At 67.3% G+C, this 15,480-nt stretch carries 19 protein-coding genes; 9 read left to right on the top strand and 10 right to left on the bottom strand.

Annotated elements, in window-relative coordinates; genetic code table 11:
* Positions 1-55: 55 nt before the first annotated feature.
* The 3 genes from AC3ANU_RS02465 to AC3ANU_RS02475 all read left to right on the top strand — a co-directional run bounded on the left by AC3ANU_RS02465 (position 56) and on the right by AC3ANU_RS02475 (position 2,494).
* The gene (locus AC3ANU_RS02465; RefSeq protein ID WP_488316012.1) at positions 56-1,381 is read left to right on the top strand and encodes an MATE family efflux transporter; all 1,326 of its coding nucleotides are present in this window, start codon (positions 56-58) and stop codon (positions 1,379-1,381) included.
* 45 nt (positions 1,382-1,426) lie between these two features.
* Positions 1,427-2,017: a hypothetical protein gene (locus AC3ANU_RS02470; RefSeq protein WP_018769824.1), complete on the top strand. Its 591-nt coding sequence runs from the start codon at positions 1,427-1,429 to the stop codon at positions 2,015-2,017.
* Between the two features lie 99 nt (positions 2,018-2,116).
* Positions 2,117-2,494, top strand: a complete 378-nt coding sequence (locus tag AC3ANU_RS02475) for a hypothetical protein (RefSeq protein ID WP_018769823.1) — start codon at positions 2,117-2,119, stop codon at positions 2,492-2,494.
* Positions 2,495-2,533: 39 nt separating this feature from the next.
* Here the strand turns inward: AC3ANU_RS02475 and AC3ANU_RS02480 are convergent, their stop codons facing one another.
* Positions 2,534-3,079 (bottom strand): CGNR zinc finger domain-containing protein, encoded by a 546-nt coding sequence (locus AC3ANU_RS02480; RefSeq protein ID WP_018769822.1) that lies wholly within the window; start codon positions 3,077-3,079, stop codon positions 2,534-2,536.
* A gap of 71 nt (positions 3,080-3,150) precedes the next feature.
* On the opposite strand from AC3ANU_RS02480, the gene AC3ANU_RS02485 reads away from it, so the two are divergent.
* Positions 3,151-4,197 carry an EamA family transporter gene (locus AC3ANU_RS02485; RefSeq protein ID WP_268002234.1) on the top strand — a complete coding sequence of 349 codons (1,047 nt, stop codon included), beginning with the start codon at positions 3,151-3,153 and terminating at the stop codon, positions 4,195-4,197.
* Positions 4,198-4,299: 102 nt separating this feature from the next.
* Here the strand turns inward: AC3ANU_RS02485 and AC3ANU_RS02490 are convergent, their stop codons facing one another.
* Positions 4,300-4,563 (bottom strand): WXG100 family type VII secretion target, encoded by a 264-nt coding sequence (locus AC3ANU_RS02490; protein ID WP_018769820.1) that lies wholly within the window; start codon positions 4,561-4,563, stop codon positions 4,300-4,302.
* A 210-nt stretch (positions 4,564-4,773) separates the two neighbouring features.
* On the opposite strand from AC3ANU_RS02490, the gene AC3ANU_RS02495 reads away from it, so the two are divergent.
* Positions 4,774-5,046 (top strand): DUF2277 domain-containing protein, encoded by a 273-nt coding sequence (locus AC3ANU_RS02495; RefSeq protein WP_018769819.1) that lies wholly within the window; start codon positions 4,774-4,776, stop codon positions 5,044-5,046.
* 10 nt (positions 5,047-5,056) lie between these two features.
* On the opposite strand, the gene AC3ANU_RS02500 is transcribed toward AC3ANU_RS02495, so the two are convergent.
* The 6 genes from AC3ANU_RS02500 to AC3ANU_RS02525 all read right to left on the bottom strand — a co-directional run bounded on the left by AC3ANU_RS02500 (position 5,057) and on the right by AC3ANU_RS02525 (position 10,786).
* Positions 5,057-7,357 carry a heavy metal translocating P-type ATPase gene (locus tag AC3ANU_RS02500; protein ID WP_488315390.1) on the bottom strand — a complete coding sequence of 767 codons (2,301 nt, stop codon included), beginning with the start codon at positions 7,355-7,357 and terminating at the stop codon, positions 5,057-5,059.
* Between the two features lie 25 nt (positions 7,358-7,382).
* Positions 7,383-7,622: a heavy-metal-associated domain-containing protein gene (locus tag AC3ANU_RS02505; RefSeq protein ID WP_018769817.1), complete on the bottom strand. Its 240-nt coding sequence runs from the start codon at positions 7,620-7,622 to the stop codon at positions 7,383-7,385.
* 54 nt (positions 7,623-7,676) lie between these two features.
* On the bottom strand, positions 7,677-8,060 hold the full coding sequence (locus AC3ANU_RS02510) for a metal-sensitive transcriptional regulator (protein ID WP_018769816.1): 384 nt from the start codon (positions 8,058-8,060) through the stop codon (positions 7,677-7,679).
* Positions 8,061-8,358: 298 nt separating this feature from the next.
* Positions 8,359-8,871 carry a universal stress protein gene (locus tag AC3ANU_RS02515; RefSeq protein ID WP_488315391.1) on the bottom strand — a complete coding sequence of 171 codons (513 nt, stop codon included), beginning with the start codon at positions 8,869-8,871 and terminating at the stop codon, positions 8,359-8,361.
* Positions 8,872-8,950: 79 nt separating this feature from the next.
* Positions 8,951-9,736, bottom strand: a complete 786-nt coding sequence (locus AC3ANU_RS02520; RefSeq protein WP_488315392.1) for a class F sortase — start codon at positions 9,734-9,736, stop codon at positions 8,951-8,953.
* Between the two features lie 102 nt (positions 9,737-9,838).
* Positions 9,839-10,786 (bottom strand): hypothetical protein, encoded by a 948-nt coding sequence (locus AC3ANU_RS02525; RefSeq protein WP_488315393.1) that lies wholly within the window; start codon positions 10,784-10,786, stop codon positions 9,839-9,841.
* A 277-nt stretch (positions 10,787-11,063) separates the two neighbouring features.
* Here AC3ANU_RS02525 and AC3ANU_RS02530 point away from each other — a divergent pair, with 277 nt between their 5' ends.
* The 3 genes from AC3ANU_RS02530 (at position 11,064) to AC3ANU_RS02540 (ending at position 12,722) form a co-directional block, all read left to right on the top strand.
* Entirely contained in the window at positions 11,064-11,264 is a 201-nt protein-coding gene (locus AC3ANU_RS02530; RefSeq protein ID WP_018769813.1) for a hypothetical protein, read from the top strand.
* A gap of 68 nt (positions 11,265-11,332) precedes the next feature.
* Positions 11,333-12,442 carry a WD40/YVTN/BNR-like repeat-containing protein gene (locus AC3ANU_RS02535; RefSeq protein WP_018769812.1) on the top strand — a complete coding sequence of 370 codons (1,110 nt, stop codon included), beginning with the start codon at positions 11,333-11,335 and terminating at the stop codon, positions 12,440-12,442.
* Positions 12,402-12,722, top strand: a complete 321-nt coding sequence (locus AC3ANU_RS02540; RefSeq protein ID WP_377204588.1) for a MoaD/ThiS family protein — start codon at positions 12,402-12,404, stop codon at positions 12,720-12,722. Before AC3ANU_RS02535 ends, AC3ANU_RS02540 begins: the two co-directional genes overlap by 41 nt.
* 64 nt (positions 12,723-12,786) lie before the next feature.
* Here the strand turns inward: AC3ANU_RS02540 and AC3ANU_RS02545 are convergent, their stop codons facing one another.
* The gene (locus tag AC3ANU_RS02545; RefSeq protein ID WP_056392396.1) at positions 12,787-13,023 is read right to left on the bottom strand and encodes a hypothetical protein; all 237 of its coding nucleotides are present in this window, start codon (positions 13,021-13,023) and stop codon (positions 12,787-12,789) included.
* Between the two features lie 150 nt (positions 13,024-13,173).
* On the bottom strand, positions 13,174-14,400 hold the full coding sequence (locus AC3ANU_RS02550) for a pyridoxal phosphate-dependent aminotransferase (protein WP_018769809.1): 1,227 nt from the start codon (positions 14,398-14,400) through the stop codon (positions 13,174-13,176).
* Between the two features lie 151 nt (positions 14,401-14,551).
* On the opposite strand from AC3ANU_RS02550, the gene AC3ANU_RS02555 reads away from it, so the two are divergent.
* Positions 14,552-15,475 (top strand): AEC family transporter, encoded by a 924-nt coding sequence (locus tag AC3ANU_RS02555; protein WP_134164872.1) that lies wholly within the window; start codon positions 14,552-14,554, stop codon positions 15,473-15,475.
* Positions 15,476-15,480 lie beyond the last annotated feature (5 nt).

A 15,480-nucleotide genomic window follows, 5' to 3' on the forward strand; every position in this document is an offset into this window, starting at 1 on the left:
TGTCGGCGGCCGCGGTTAAGCTGGCAGCGTGCCCCAACAACCCGCCCCCTCCGCCGTGGCCGGCCGCCAAGGCCATGCCCGGGAGATACTCCGCCTTGCTGTCCCTGCCTTTGGCGCGCTGGTGGCTGAGCCCCTCTTCCTGCTGGCGGACTCCGCCATTGTGGGACATCTTGGTGTTGCGCAGCTCGCGGGAGTGGGGCTGGCATCTGCGGTGCTCCAGACCGCCGTCGGACTCATGGTCTTCCTGGCCTACTCCACCACGCCCGCCGTGGCCCGCGCCATTGGTGACGGGCAGTTGGGCAAGGCCCTTGCGGCAGGGCGCGACGGCGTGTGGCTGGCATTGCTCCTCGGCGTGGTCCTCGCCGTGGCAGGCTTCGCGGCGGCCGAACCGCTGATTGACCTGATGGGGGCCCAGGGCAGCGTCCGGACCTTTGCGGTCGAGTACTTCCGCTGGTCCATGCCGGGCCTGGTGGCAATGCTCTTGATCTTCGCCGGCACCGGTGTTCTCCGCGGACTGCAGGACACCCGCACCCCGCTGGTGGTGGCCACGGCCGGTTTCGGGGTCAATATTGTCCTGAACCTGTGGCTTGTGTACGGGCTGGGCATGTCTGTGGCTGGTTCCGCGGTGGGCACCAGCCTGGCCCAGTGGGCCATGGCGGCTGTCTATGTGGTGATGGTGCGGCGCAGCGCAGTGCGGCAGGGCGTGAGCCTGCTCCCCAGCTGGCGCGGCATCCGCAGCATGACGCGGGTTGGATCCTGGCTGATGCTGCGCACGCTGAGCCTCCGGGCCGCAATCCTGGCCACGGTGCTGGTGGTGACGGCCCAGGGGGAGGTCAACCTTGCCGCCCACCAGCTGGCCATGACCATTTTTTCCTTCCTGGCGTTCGCGCTGGATGCCCTGGCGATCGCGGCGCAGGCGCTCATTGGCAAGGAGCTCGGCGCGTCCCATGCCGCCAGGGCCCGGCTGCTGACCGGAACGATGATCCGCTGGGGCGCGGGGTTCGGCGTGGTGACGGGCCTGCTGCTGGCAGCGGCAGCCCCCTGGGCCGGGGCTCTGTTCACCACGGACCCCCAGGTGCAGCAGGCACTCACCGCTGCCCTCTGGATCCTGGCGGCCGGGCAGCCGATCGCCGGCTATGTCTTTGTCCTGGACGGTGTGCTGATCGGCGCAGGGGACGCGCGGTACCTCGCGCTGGCGGGGCTGGTGAACCTTGCCGTCTACGTGCCGCTGCTGGCAGCGGTTGCCTGGTCCGGTGCCACCGGCACCACCGGGCTCGCATGGCTTTGGGTTGCCTTCGCGCTGGGGTATATGGCGGCGCGCGCCGTGACGCTGGGCCTGCGTGCCCGGTCCGACCGCTGGATGGTGCTGGGCTCTGCCTGACGCGGCCCGGTTAGACCTTCCAGCTGCCCCCACTAAACTGGACCGGTGACACAACCATCCACCCCCGCCGGTGCTGCTCCCGGAACCACCGCCCGCCACGACCTCTGGAAGCCGGTCCTGCTCCGTGCGGCCGCTGCCCTGGTGTTTGGCGCCGTGACGGTCTTCTGGACGTCACCGTCTGTGGAGGTCATGGGCTGGGCCGGGGGACTCTACCTCCTGGCCGCCGGTGTGGTTTCCCTGCGGACCGTCCCCGCAGCCGGATTCGCGCAGAACTCGGCGGCCGGCAAGCTGCTGTCCGCCGCCGGCGCGGTCCTGGCCGGCGCAGGCTTTGCCGTGCTCCTCCTGCACAGTGACCTGCTGTTCGGGGTGATCGCAGCCCTGGGTCTGGGCGCAGCCGGCATCCTGGAGCTTGCCTGCGGCCTGCAGCACAGGGGCCGCCATGTTCTTGCCCGCGACTGGATTGCCTCCGGCGTCATCGGGATTGGAACCGCGGTGCTCCTGCCGTTCTTCATCAGTCTCGGTGCCCATGCCCTGCTGGGCGTGGCCGGTGGAGGCGCCATTATTTCCGGCGTCCTGTGGGTGCTTTCCGGCCTGACGCTGCGGCACGATGCCCGTGCCGGCGCAGGGAAGCCGTAAACTAGGGGGAGCGCCCTTCTACTTTCTGTAGAAAATTCGGTGCGACACCGCAATTCGTAAACCGGGCCGGCCGTGCGCCGCCCGCAGGGAGGAACCACCGTGGCTGACCAGCATCAAGGAAAACCGCGCAAGCTGCGGACCTCGGTGAAGGGGCCGCTGATGTTTTCGGCATTCTGGGCCGTCGTCGCCTTCGTGGCAGTGTTGATCTTCGCCTCCGGTGGAAGCGCACGTGCACCCCGGTTCGACCTCGCGTTCACCGCAGCCGGCATCGCCTTCATCGCCACCCTGGTGATCGCCGCAATGCTGTCCATGAGCTACAAGGAGAACGCCGAACACCTGGGCAAGGGATCAGGGGTGAACCTGAGTTCGGCGCCCAAAGGATCCCCGCACGCAGGGCCAAGCCATGGCTTCGGAGCTCCCGGCAACCAGAACCCGCCGGCATCCGGCGATGGCACTGACGAAACTCCCCAGCGCTAGCCGTTACCGGCGGCAGCCGGACAAAGCGCGGGAAAATCCCTACCCCGCAGCAGCCTGGCGGGCCCGGTAAGCAGCAACATGCGCACGGTTGGCACAGTTGCCGGTATCGCAGTACCTCTTGGACCGGTTGCGGCTCAGGTCCAGCACGGCGGCATCGCAGTCCTCTGACTCACACATCCGCAGCCTGTCCATCTCCTTGCTGCGGATCACATCAGCCAGGGCCATGGCCGCTTCGGTGCTCATCCGGTCGGCAAGGGGTGCCTCGGGCGCCGTGGCATGAAGGTGCCAGTCCCATCCGTCGTGCTTCATCAGCTGCGGCAGCGCGTTGGCGTCCCGCAGCAGCCGGTTGACGGTTTCCACGGCGGCGTCCTCACCGGCCGTCCATACCGCGGACAGTTCACGGCGCAACTGCCGCACGCTTTCCAATTCCGCAGCGTCCCGGTTCCGGGAGCCGGAAAAACCCTCCGCGGCGAGGAAGCTGTCCAGGTCCGCAACGGAGGCCAGGCCTTCCCTGCCGTTCGCGGCCGTGTTGATGAGGTTCACCACCGTCCGCAGCGCCACTTCAGTGTCAGGGGCGAAAACCATGTTGACTCCTTACAGCGCTTGAGCGTAGTGTCATGAGCATTACCCCACTTTACTCCTGACAGGAGGCAACGGTGCCTGCCGCCCAAAACCACACCCCCACCCCGGAACTGTCCCCCAGGCGTCCCGGCTTCCAGGCCTCCGGGCTCGGCGTCGCGCTGTTCTCCTCCGCCGTCTTTGGCCTGTCCGGATCCTTCGCCAAGTCGCTGCTGGAAACCGGCTGGTCCCCGGGGGCGGCCGTGACTGCCCGCCTGACGGGAGCTGCCCTGATCCTTGCCCTGCCCGCGGCGTGGGCGCTTAGGGGCCGCTGGAGCCAGTTGAAGGACAACTGGCTCACCATCATGCTGTTCGGACTCATCGGGGTGGCGGCATGCCAGTTGTTCTACTTCAACGCAGTGGCCCTGCTCTCCGTGGGCGTCGCGCTCCTGCTGGAGTACCTGGCCCCGGTGATCATCGTCCTGTGGCTCTGGGCCGCCAGCCGACGCCGCCCGCGCGTCCTCACGGCCGGCGGGACACTGCTTTCGCTGGCCGGGCTGGTACTGGTCCTTGACCTCACCGGAGCCGTGAAGGTTGACCTGGTGGGGGTGCTGTGGGGCATGGCTGCCGCGGTCTGCCTGGCCATCTACTTCTTCATCACGGCAAAGGAAAATGACACGCTGCCGCCCATCGTGCTGGCTTCCGGCGGCCTGCTGGTGGGTGCGGCCGCCATGTGGCTCGCTGCCGCCACGGGCCTGCTGCCCATGGCCTTCAGCACTGCGGACACCACCCTGGGCCCATGGCTTACGCCGTGGTGGGTGCCGCTTGCCGGGCTGGTGGTGCTGGCCACCGTGCTGGCGTACGTCTCTGGCGTCATGGCGGCCCGGGCCCTCGGTTCCAAGGTGGCGTCCTTCGTGTCGCTCACCGAGGTCCTCTTCGCCGTGGTCTGGGCGTGGCTGCTGCTTGGGGAACTGCCGGGCACCATCCAACTCCTGGGTGGGGTGCTGATCGTCGGCGGGGTCATCCTGGTAAGGCTCGACGAGCTGCGTTCCCCCGCCACCATTGCTCCTTACGACGGCGGAAAGGGCACCCAGGTGCCGGCGTCACCGCTGGAGCACGCGAACGACGTCGAGCCTGTCCCTTAGGAGCGCAGGTCCCGTAAGCCGGGCACCGGCGTCGCACGCCAACACAAAAGGGCAGGGACACCACCTGGTGTCCCTGCCCCTTGCCGGAATGCGGCGACAAGCCTAGTTCGATGCCTGGCTCTGCTGCTCGGCGTTGCGCTTGGCCTGCGCGCCGGCTTCCTTCAGCGCCTCGGCAACCTTGGTAAGCATGGTGGTGTGGGTTCCGGACCACTCCTGGCGGAACTTATCAGCGTCCGGGCCCTTCCAGTCAGTGCCGCTCAGGACCTTGGTGAGAGTGGACTTCTGCGTCTCGATCTCGGACGCCCCTGCCTGAAGCTTGCTGCCGAGCTGGCGAAGCTGCTCAACGTCTGCACCCCAAATAGCCATCAGTTTCTCCTTGTTAGGTCGTGGATCCGAACCAGATCGGCTCCCCAGTGGCCCCCCGGCTCATCCGGAAGATCCATTGCCTCAAACCTATCCCGGCCCCCAAAACAGTGTCGATGGGCAGCCCTGCCCATGCCGGGCTCCCCATGGACGCCGGGTAGGGACCATGAAAAGGGGTCGATCCCAGGCGTTGGAAGAGCCTAGCATGGCGGTATGTGCCGGAATATCCGAACCCTTCACAACTTTGAGCCGCACGCCACCTCCGAGGAAGTGCACGCGGCGGCGCTGCAGTATGTCCGCAAAGTCAGCGGCAGCACCAAACCGTCCAAGGCCAACCAGGAGGCCTTTGATGAGGCCGTGCACCAGATAGCCCACATCACGCAGCACCTGCTGGATTCACTGGTGACGCAGGCGCCGCCGAAGGACCGGGAGGCCGAAGCGGCCAAGGCCAGGGCGCGCGCCGCGGTCCGTTACGGCGCGGCCTGAGCCCGCGCTGCTACTTGCCGAAGCTGCGCAGCCGCAGAGAGTTGGCCACCACCAGCACCGAGCTGGCAGCCATGGCAGCTCCTGCGATCATCGGGTTGAGCAGCCCCAGGGCGGCCACCGGGATCCCCACGGCGTTGTAGAAGAACGCCCAGAACAGGTTGGTCTTGATGGTGAACAGGGTCTTCCGGGACAGCTCGATGGCCTGGGCCACCTGGGCGAGGTCGTTCCCCATCACCGTCAGGTCCGCGGCTTCGATGGCCACATCGGTCCCGGAGCCCATCGCAATCCCGAGATCCGCCTGCGCAAGCGCCGCGGCATCATTGACGCCGTCCCCGGCCATGGCCACCGTGGCCCCGTCCGCCTGGAGCTCCCGGACTGCTGCCACCTTCCCTTCCGGCAGGACGCCTGCACGGACGTCATCCGCGGCGATGCCGACGGCGGCAGCCACCTGGGCGGCGACGGCGGCGTTGTCGCCGGTCAGCAGGATGGGCCGCAGGCCCAGCGCCTTAAGCCGGGCGACCGCTGCGGCGGACCCTTCCTTGACGCTGTCCCTAAGGCTGATGATGCCGGCGGGCGTGCCATCCACTGCCACGCAGATGGCCGTGGCGCCGCCTTCCTCTGCAGCAGCCAACTGCGCCTGCTGGCCGCCGTCCAAGGCAATGCCGTTCTGCTCCAGCCAGCTGCCCCGCCCGGCCATCACGTGGCTGCCCTCGACGGTGCCCGACACCCCGCCACCCGGGGCGGAACTGAACCCCTGGACTGGCGGCAGGTGCACTGAAGGCGAGGTGCCGCCGTCGTCCCCTGCGGGCGCCAGGCGTGCGGCGGAAACTGCTGCTGCCGCAATGGCGTGCGCAACCGGGTGCTCGCTGGCGGCCTCAACGGCTCCGGCCAGCCGGAGGACATCCCGGTCCTGGAAGCCGGGGAACGCGGCCGTGGCATCCACGGCCAGGGCGCCGGTGGTGACCGTCCCCGTCTTGTCCAGCAGGATGGTGTCCACGGTGCGGGTGTCCTCCAGGACCTGGGGGCCCTTGATCAGGATGCCCAGCTGTGCGCCGCGTCCGGTTCCGGTCAGCAGGCCCACCGGAGTGGCCAGGCCCAGCGCGCAGGGGCAGGCGATCACCAGCACTGCGACGGCGGCCGTGAACGCCTGCCGCAGGTGGCTGCCGTCGGCGCCCGGGCCGGCGACGAGGAGCCAGAGCACGAACGTCAGGGCGGCGATGGCCAGGACCACCGGTACGAAGACGGCGCTGATGCGGTCGGCGAGCCGCGCGATGGGGGCCTTGCCGGTCTGGGCCTGCGACACCAGGCGCGCCATCTGGGCCAGTGTGGTTTCGGAGCCGACCCGGGTTGCCCTGACCAGCAGGCGGCCGGAGGTGTTGATGGTGGCACCCGTAACGCGGCTGTCCGGCCCCACCTCGACGGGGACGGACTCACCCGTGACCAGGGAGGCGTCCACCGCGGAGGCGCCGTCCACCACCACACCGTCGGTGGCGATCTTTTCACCCGGCCTTACCACCAGGACGTCGCCCACCTGCAGACCGTCCGCGGGAATTTTCTCTTCCCGGCCGCCGCGCAGGACGGCGGCGTCCTTGGCGCCCAGGTTCAGCAGGGCCTGGAGGGCGTCGCCGGCCTTTTGCTTGGCATTGGCCTCCAGGTACCGGCCCAGGAGAAGGAAGGTGGTGACCACCGCGGCCACCTCGAAGTACAGGCCGCCGGACATGCCTTCCATGCCGGGATGCTCCGTCATGCGCGGGTCCGCCAGCAGCTGCCAGGCGGAGAAGGAGTAGGCGGCGGCCACGCCGAGCGACACCAGGGTGTCCATGGTGGAGGCGAGATGGCGGGCATTGACTGCTGCGGCCCGGTGGAAGGGCCACGCCGCCCACGTGACCACCGGCAGCGCCAGGACCGCTGCCACCCAGCCCCAGTGCGGGAACTGGAACGCCGGAACCATGCTGACCAAAAACACCGGGACTGTCAGCACCGCAGCGGCGGCCAGGCGCGGCCGGAGACTCGAAGCGTGGACCTCAGCAGACGGGTCCACCGGCCGCGCCCCCGCACCAGTAGTGCTGCGGTGGCGGACCCTCGCCTTGTACCCGGCTGCCTCGACCGTTGACGTGAGCTGTTCGTCGGTGATGCCCTCGGGGACCGTCACGTACGCCGACTCCAGCGGCAGGTTGACGGTGGCCGCCACACCGTCGAGCTTGCCGAGCTTCTTCTCCACCCGGTTGACGCAGGACGCGCAGGTCATCCCCTCGATGTCCAGTTCGACGATCCGGGTACCCGGTGGGTGGAGCAGTTCCTGGTGGCTCATGTCGCTTTCCGCGGTGTAGGGGTTTCTAGGCCTCGTTGGCAACCACCAGGTAGCCCGCCTCAGCGACGGCCTCCCCGATGTCGGAGGGTGGGAGTTCCTTGCTTGAGGTGATGGTCACGGTGGAGACCCCGCCGGCGTTCAGGTCGACGGTGACCTCTTCAACGCCTTCGAGGGCTTCAAGTTCTTCACTGACGGCCGACACACAGTGCCCGCAGGTCATGCCGGAGACGCTGATGGTCGTGGTGGTGGGAGAGGTGGTGCTCATGGCTTGCTCCTTCAGTTGGGACGGCGGCGGCCGGGATCCGGGTTTTGGTGGGTGTCAGCGAAGCAGCCGGCCGATGGCGTCGGCGGCTTCCTTGACTTTGGCATCGATGGCTTCAGCGCGTGCTGCCGGGTCCGGCTCGGAGGCTGCACCCACCACGCAGTGGCCGATGTGTTCCTCGACCAGCCCCAGGCTGACGGCGTGCAGGGCCTTGGTGACGGCGGCAACCTGCGTGAGGATATCGATGCAGTACTTGTCCTCATCCACCATCCGGGCAATGCCCCGGACCTGCCCCTCAATGCGCTTCAGGCGGCGAAGGTACGCGTCCTTGTTTTCCGTGTAACCGTGCTGGGCTGCGTAACCGTGTTGGGCTGCAACGCCGGACTCCGCGGCCGGTGGTGCGGCTGCTACCGCCGCAACGGCTTCTTCGATAGCGTTCATGCAGCCAACCTATACCCCTTGGGGGTATGAGCGCAAGTACCCCCTAGGGGTATCCGGGAACTCTTCCCACCCGTCCGTGGGGCAGTATCCCGGGCACAAAAAAAGCTCCGGAGTGCGTTATTGGGGGATACGCACTCCGGAGCAGCTTTTGGGCAAATCCGGCTTCCACTCGTGTGGATCGGCCTTGCTTGAATCAGCTTACTGGCAGGTACGGGCAGCGCGCCAGCACCACGAATAAGTACTTTCGCTTTACTTTAAGCCCGCCATTTCCAGGCGTATTTTCCCCGGTATCCGCCGCTCAGGGCCTGTCCTCATGGGCCGGCATCCGGTATGGAACCACAAGCACGGGGCGGCTTTGGTGGTGGCTTAGCCACTGCCCGACCGATCCGTTGAGTGCCTCCGAGAGCCGGTGCGTGAAGCCGCGCTCGGAGGTGCCCACGATGATGACCGGGGCATCCAGTTCGGCGGCCAGTTGCGCCAGCGCCCGTGCGGGATCGCCTGAAAGGGTGCGGAAGGACCACTGCAGGGGCCCGCCGTCGGAAGGCACCTTGTCCGCCGCAGCCTGGACCTGTGCCTTCAACTCCGTTGTCAGGGCCAGCATGTCGTCATCTGCGTCCGGGTGCAGGGAAAGCCGGTGGGCGGAGCGGGCCGGGTCCCATTCCACCAGGTAGCTGGCTTCGTCCACGTACGCGCAGACCAATGGCGCCGACAACCGGGCTGCCAGGGAGGCTGCGATCTGGAGAACCTCCGGGTGCTGTTTGGGCATGATTCCCGTCAGCAGCGGAGCGCCGTCGAAGTTTTCCCATGTCATGCTGCAATTGTCCGCCCGCACCGGCTGCATGAACAGGTTCGTTCGGCCCGTCAAACTTCCGGAGTGCGGGCCCGGAGGCCTAGGGAAGGCTGGGATATGCCGTGACCACCACGTTCTTGCCCCACGGATCCTCGGTGTAGCAGCTGATGAGGACCAGCCGGTTGGGCACAATGTCCCAGACGGGGCTGTCCTTGAGGCTGGACTTCAGGTAGGTCGTGACGCTGTCCACCCGGTAGCTGATGGTTCCCGCCACTGTTTCCACCTCCAGGCGGTCGCCAACGGCCGCCGCCGAACTGAGGTGGTTGAAGGGAGCATCCGCGCCGTCCCAACTGTGGCCAATCACGTAGGTGGTGTTGCCGGAGCCCTTGCCCGGAACCCCGAAGGGCGTGAGCCAGTAGCCGTCCTTGGTGGCGGGAGGTTCAATGGTCCGGCTGTATTGGGCCCCACTGTCCAGGTCCAGCGGGTGGACGGGCACATCGAAGGCGGCCGACGGGTAGCGGATGCGGACCGGCTGGGACGCCGCCGGAAGCTCCGGTCCCGCAGGCGCTTCCGTTGCTGTTTCGCCAGGAGCCTGGGCTGCCGCTGCCTGGTCGGGTGCCGCTGCGGCGTCCTGCAGGCCGGTCTCCGCAATGGGAGCCGCCCCCGCGGCGGATGGAATGCCGCCACGAACCAGGGCAACCGAAGCGGGGGCATTTCCGATTGCCAGTGGCGGTGCCGGGTGGAACAGGGGAGCGCCGAGGGTGAATGACACGAAGGCGAGGACGCCACAGCACAGGATTGCCAGGTCACCGGCGTTCCACCGGCGCCATATGCGCCGCCACATGCCGTGCTGGGGGGCTGCGTGCCGGCTCCGGTCCTGTGGCATGTCACTCCTCAAGGGTTGGCGGGGGTGGAAGGAAGGCGTCCTGCCGGGCACTGGCAGGACGCCTTCCTTGTCAGGGGGCCACTGTTGGTGGCGGTGTTCCGGCTAGCCGGCAGTGTGCAGCGGACGCGACTGGCGCCGTACTGCCACCACGGTCCCCGCGGCAGCAAGCGCTCCCAGGCCTACCAGCCAGCCCGGCAAGCCATCGGGTGCTCCCACCGCCGTCTGTGCGTTGTAGCCCTGGTTGGTTCCGACGGCGACCGGGGCAGGGGCAGCCTTGGGTGTGGCAACAGCCTGCTTGGCGGGCGCCGGCTGCGCGGGTGCGGCAGCAGGGGCCACAGCCGCCACAGCGGCCGGAGCAGTTCCACCGGTTGTGTCGCCGCCGGTGTTGCCGCCGGTATTGTCGCCGCCGGTGTTGGTGTTGCCGCCGGTATTGTCGCCGCCGGTATCGCCGCCGCCGGTATTGTCGCCGCCGGTGTTGCCGCCGGTATTGTCGCCACCGCCGCCGTTGCCGCCACCGTTGTTGCCGCCGCCGTTGCCGTTGCCGTTGCCGCCACCGTTGTTGGTGCCGCCGCCGCCACCGTTGCCGTTGCCGCCACCGTTGCCGTTGCCGCCACCGTTGCCGCCACCGTTGCCGTTGCCGCCACCGTTGCCGCCACCGTTGTTGGTGCCGCCACCGCCGTTGTTGGTGCCGCCGGTGCCGCCGCCGTTGGTGCCGCCACCGCCGTTGCCGCCGCCGTTGTTGGTGCCGCCGGTGCCGCCGCCGTTGGTGCCGCCACCGCCGTTGCCGCCACCGTTGTTGGTGCCGCCGCCGCCGTTGCCGCCACCGTTGTTGGTGCCGCCGCCGCCGTTGCCGCCACCGCCGTTGTTGGTGTCACCGGTGTTGTTGCCACCGCCGTTGTTAGTGCCGCCGTTGGTATTGATCTCCAGCGGTATCAGGGCGCTTCCGTTTGAGCGGGCGACCACCACCTGGTCGGAAGCCGCGATGGCGGGCGCTGTGAGGCTGATAAGGCCAAGCCCCATCACCCCCATTGTTGCTAAGGTGCGTTTCATTTTGTCTCCCCATATATGTGTGAAACGGACCATGGCGAGGAAAGGCCAGCGGTGACGCCGTATGCCCCAGCAGCACGGTCAGCTTGCTTGAGATTTCAGGCTAGGAGCGCCGCCTTGCGCAGTCGCCAGTAGGGGATACTCGTCTTTCAACGGGGTTGGCTGGGAAAGTTACCTGCCAGTACTTGAAACCCGGCCGGACACACCTGCTTCCGGCCGCAGCACCTTGTCCCCCGGAGGGGCCGCGCCTAACGTTTAAAGCGACGCAAGGAGGGGTTTCGTGGAAATCTTTATGTGGTGGCTGGACCTGGACCTCGCCAGCAAAGAGTGGCTGCGGGAAAACCTTTATGCGGAGGAACTGCCCCTTCCGGTGCTCCAGGGCATCGCTGAGGCGGGCGGCCCGCACCCCGGAAATCCCGCCGCCGTGCTGACCGTCGCCGACTGGGACTTCATCCAGACGCAGTCGGAGTTCGTGGACTGACTCCTGCCTCTGTGAATGTGGAGCCTGCGCACCTGGAAACGTTGCGCGGTGACTGATCCGGTGGTTGCATGGTCCGCATGGCAACGGCCGCAGAATCATTTGTCCTGGCAATCGGGACCAAGAAAGGGCTGTGGCTTGCCACGAGCCGGGACCGGCAGGAGTGGTCCTTCACCGGGCCGCACTTCCTCATGGCGGAGATCCCCAGCATCGGGATCGATACCAGGGAAGGCCGCACGCGCATCCTGGTGGGTGTCCGCAGTCCGCACTGGGGACCAACGGTTGCCCACTCCGACGACTTCGGCACCACCTGGACCGAGCCGGAACAGGGCGCCATCAAGTTCCCAGAGGACACCGGGGCAGCATTGGAGCGGGTCTGGCAGATCTATCCGGACGCCGAGTCCCGCCCCGGAGTGGTATGGGCCGGAGCCGAACCCATCTCCGTCTGGAAATCCACGGACGGCGGGGAGCACTTCGAGCTGAACCGCGGCTTGTGGGACCACCCGCACCGCAGCGAATGGGGAGCGGGCTATGGCGGGGCGGCTGCGCATTCGATCGTGGTCCAGCCGGCCGGGGAAACGGTGCACGTTGCCATGAGTACCGGCGGCGTTTACCGCTCGCTGGACGGCGGCACCTCCTGGGAGGCGCGCAACAAGGGCATCTCGGCCTACTTCATGCCGGACCCCAACCCCGAGTTCGGCCAGTGCGTGCACAAGATCGCCGCCGATGCCGCCGTGGAAGGGCGCCTCTATGCCCAGAACCACCATGGGGTGTACCGGACGGACGACAATGCGGACAGCTGGACATCCATCGCCGAAGGCCTGCCTGCCGATTTCGGCTTCGTCATGCTCACGCATCCCCGCAGGGAGGGCACCGCCTGGGTTATTCCGTTGAAGGCCGACGGCGAACGCATCCCGCCCGACGGAAAGCTTGCCGTCCACCGCACCGACGACGCCGGGAACACCTGGAAGCGGCTCAGCACCGGGCTCCCTGAGCACGAATACAACAGCGTGCTCAGGGACGCGGCGTCCGTGGACACCGCAGATCCCGCCGGCGTGTACTTCGGTACGCGGGGCGGGACGGTCTATGCGAGTGCGGATGAAGGGGAGACATTCAGGGAGGTGGCCTCCCACCTGCCTGATGTCCTGTGTGTCAGGGCGGCCGTGGTGGCAGGTGCCTGAGATTTCTTTGCTGCTGCCCAGCGTCCTGCAGCCCCTGGCCGGCGGGCAGTCCGTACTGACTGCGCCCGCGGACGGGCCGGTGACGGTGGAAAGCCTGCTCGATGCGGTGGCCTCCGACTACCCGGTGCTGGGCCGGCGGCTCCGTGACGAAACCGGTGCGCTGCGCCGGTTCGTCAACATCTACGTCAACGGCGACGAGGTGCGGCGGTTGCAGGGCCTGGATACCAGGGTGGCGCCGGGCCAGGAAGTACTGGTGATCCAGTCCGTGGCCGGCGGCTAACCGGGAGGCGGGCCGGTGGCGGGCAGTCCTTACTGACTACGCCCGCAGCCCCGCATCCAGGTCCCTATGCCACACGCCAGACGGTGCATTCGTCCGTATTGATTGCTTTCCGGACCCCCGTGATCCGGTCCAGGATCCACACCACCCCGATGCCGGGCGCCGTTTCCTGCACGCTGCCGCGGCGGATCACCACGTCGTCGTAGGAAGGGCCTACGGAGAGGCGGGCTTCGATTTCGTCACCGCGGTGGAGCTGGTCCAGGGCGCGGACTCTGGTTACATGCGTGGTCGCTTTCTTCAACATCGGGGGCCTCCTGGCTGGAGCTGGTGCCGGCTCTTGCCTGCACTACCCAGTGTGGGCCGGGAATGTTGCGTAGCGGTTTCCCCGTGGTTAGCGCCCGGTTAGTTCTTCGCGCCGCTGCGGTTTCCTGCCTCTGCTTACATGTCCCCGGCGTTATTCGTCCGTGCCGTTGCGGTAGGCGGCCAGGAAGCTGGAAATCCGCCGGACGGCTTCCTCGATGTCCAGCACCGAGGGGAGGATGACAAACCGGAAGTGGTCCGGCGCGGGCCAGTTGAAGGCCGAGCCGTGGGAGACCAGGATCTTTTGGTCCCGGAGCAGGTCCAGGACGAATTTTTCGTCATTGGCAATGGGATACAGGTCCGCGTCCAGGCGCGGGAACAGGTACATGGCGCCCGACGCCGGCACGCAGGTCACGCCGGGAATGGCGGTAAGGAGTCTATGGGCAAGGTCCCGCTGCTCGCGCAGCCGGCCTCCGGGTTTCACCAGCGCCTCGATGCTCTGGTAGCCGCCCAGGCAGGTTTGGATGGCATGCTGGGCGGGAACGTTGGCGCAAAGGCGCAGCGAGGCAAGCAGCTCAAGGCCTTCACGGTAGGCGGCGGTAGCGGCAAGCGGTCCGGTGATGGCCACCCATCCTGCCCGGTAGCCAGGCATCCGGTAGGCCTTGGACAGTCCGCTGAACGTCAGGCAGCACAGGTCCTCAGCCACGGACGCGGTGTGGATATGCTTTGCGTCGTCGTACAGCACCTTCTCGTAGATCTCATCCGAGAACAGGACCAGGTTGTGCTTCCGGGCCAGCGCCGCGAACTGCTCCAGGATGTGGCGGGGGTAGACGGCGCCGGTGGGGTTGTTCGGGTTGATGATCACGATGCCTTTGGTGCGGCTGGTGATCTTAGCCTCCACGTCGGCCATGTCCGGCCACCAGTTCTCCGCCTCGTCGCAGGCGTAGTGCACGGGTTTTCCGCCCGTCAGGGTCACGGCGGCGGTCCACAAAGGGTAGTCCGGTGCCGGGACCAAAATTTGGTCGCCGTTCTCCATGAACGCCTGGAGGCACATGGAGATCAGTTCGCTGACGCCGTTGCCGATCACGATGTCTTCGACCCCGATGTTCATCAGGCCACGCGTCTGGTAGTACTGCGAGATGGCGGTCCGCGCCGTGAAAATGCCCTTGGAGTCACTGTAGCCCTGGGCGCCGCGAAGGTGGTGGATCATGTCCACCACCACGGATTCAGGTGCTTCCAGGCCGAACGGCGCCGTGTCCCCGAGGTTCATCTTGAGGATCCGGTGCCCTTCGGCCTCCATGTTTTTGGCCGCCTGCAGGACTGGCCCGCGGAGCTCATACCGGACGTTTTCAAGCTTGCTGGAGTGCTGCATTGCGTGCATGGTTGATCTTTTCACACAGCGCACACCGCGGGCAGCGGGTCACGCGGCCCACCTGGCAATGTCGGGACCGCTTGTCCGATAAGTTTGAGACTTGTAGTACTTTGTCCTGCGGCGCGGCAGGATGCGGCGGGAGCGGAAGGAAGTACCCCACGTGGGCGGTGTGCTGATCGGACTGGCGGTGATCGGCGTCGTCATTGCCGTGGGTTACATCGCCGCACGCTGCGGCCTGGGCGATGAACCCACCATCTCGGCGCTGACCCGGACCGCCTTCTTCATCACCAACCCGGTGCTGCTCTTCACCGTGGTGCTGAAATCGGACCTCTCCGTGGTCCTCTCCGCATACGTTCCGCTCGCCATGATCACGGCGGCGGTCACGGCCCTCCTGTATGTGGCCGCCAGCCGGATCTGGTTTCCGCGGCCGCTCGCGGAGACGGCCGTGGGCGCGATGGCGGGCTCCTACGTCAACGCCAACAACATCGGCATCCCCATCACGCTGTATGCCCTGGGGGACGCCACTCCCGTAGCTCCGGTCCTGCTGGTCCAGCTGCTCCTGTTCGCCCCGCTGGTCCTGACCCTGCTGGACCTCTCCGAGGCCGGCCGGTTTTCGCCCCGGCTCATGCTGACGCAGCCCTTCCGGAACCCCATGATCATCGCCTCGCTCCTGGGCGTGGTCCTGGCCGCGTTCCATGTGCAGCTTCCGGCTCCGGTGATGGCTCCACTGACGCTCCTGGGCGGTGCTGCAGTGCCGGTGGTGCTCCTGGCCTTCGGGATGTCGCTGCACGGAACAAAGATGCTTCGAAGCGGCGGCCACACGGCCGAAATCCTCACTGCCACGGCACTCAAGTCCGCGGTGATGCCGGCGGTGGCGTTCGTCGTCGGCCGCTTCCTCTTCAACCTGGACCACCACATGCTGCTGGGCGTAGTGCTGATGGCGGCGCTTCCCTCGGCCCAGAACGTGTTCCTGTTCGCCAGCAAGTACGGGAGGGGGGTGGCGGTGGCGCGGGAAACCATCCTGCTCTCCACCGCCGCCGCGGCGCCGGTGCTGGTGCTGGTGGTTTGGCTGCTGGCAGGCTGAAAACC

This window comes from Arthrobacter sp. SDR-2R, from assembly GCF_057747955.1.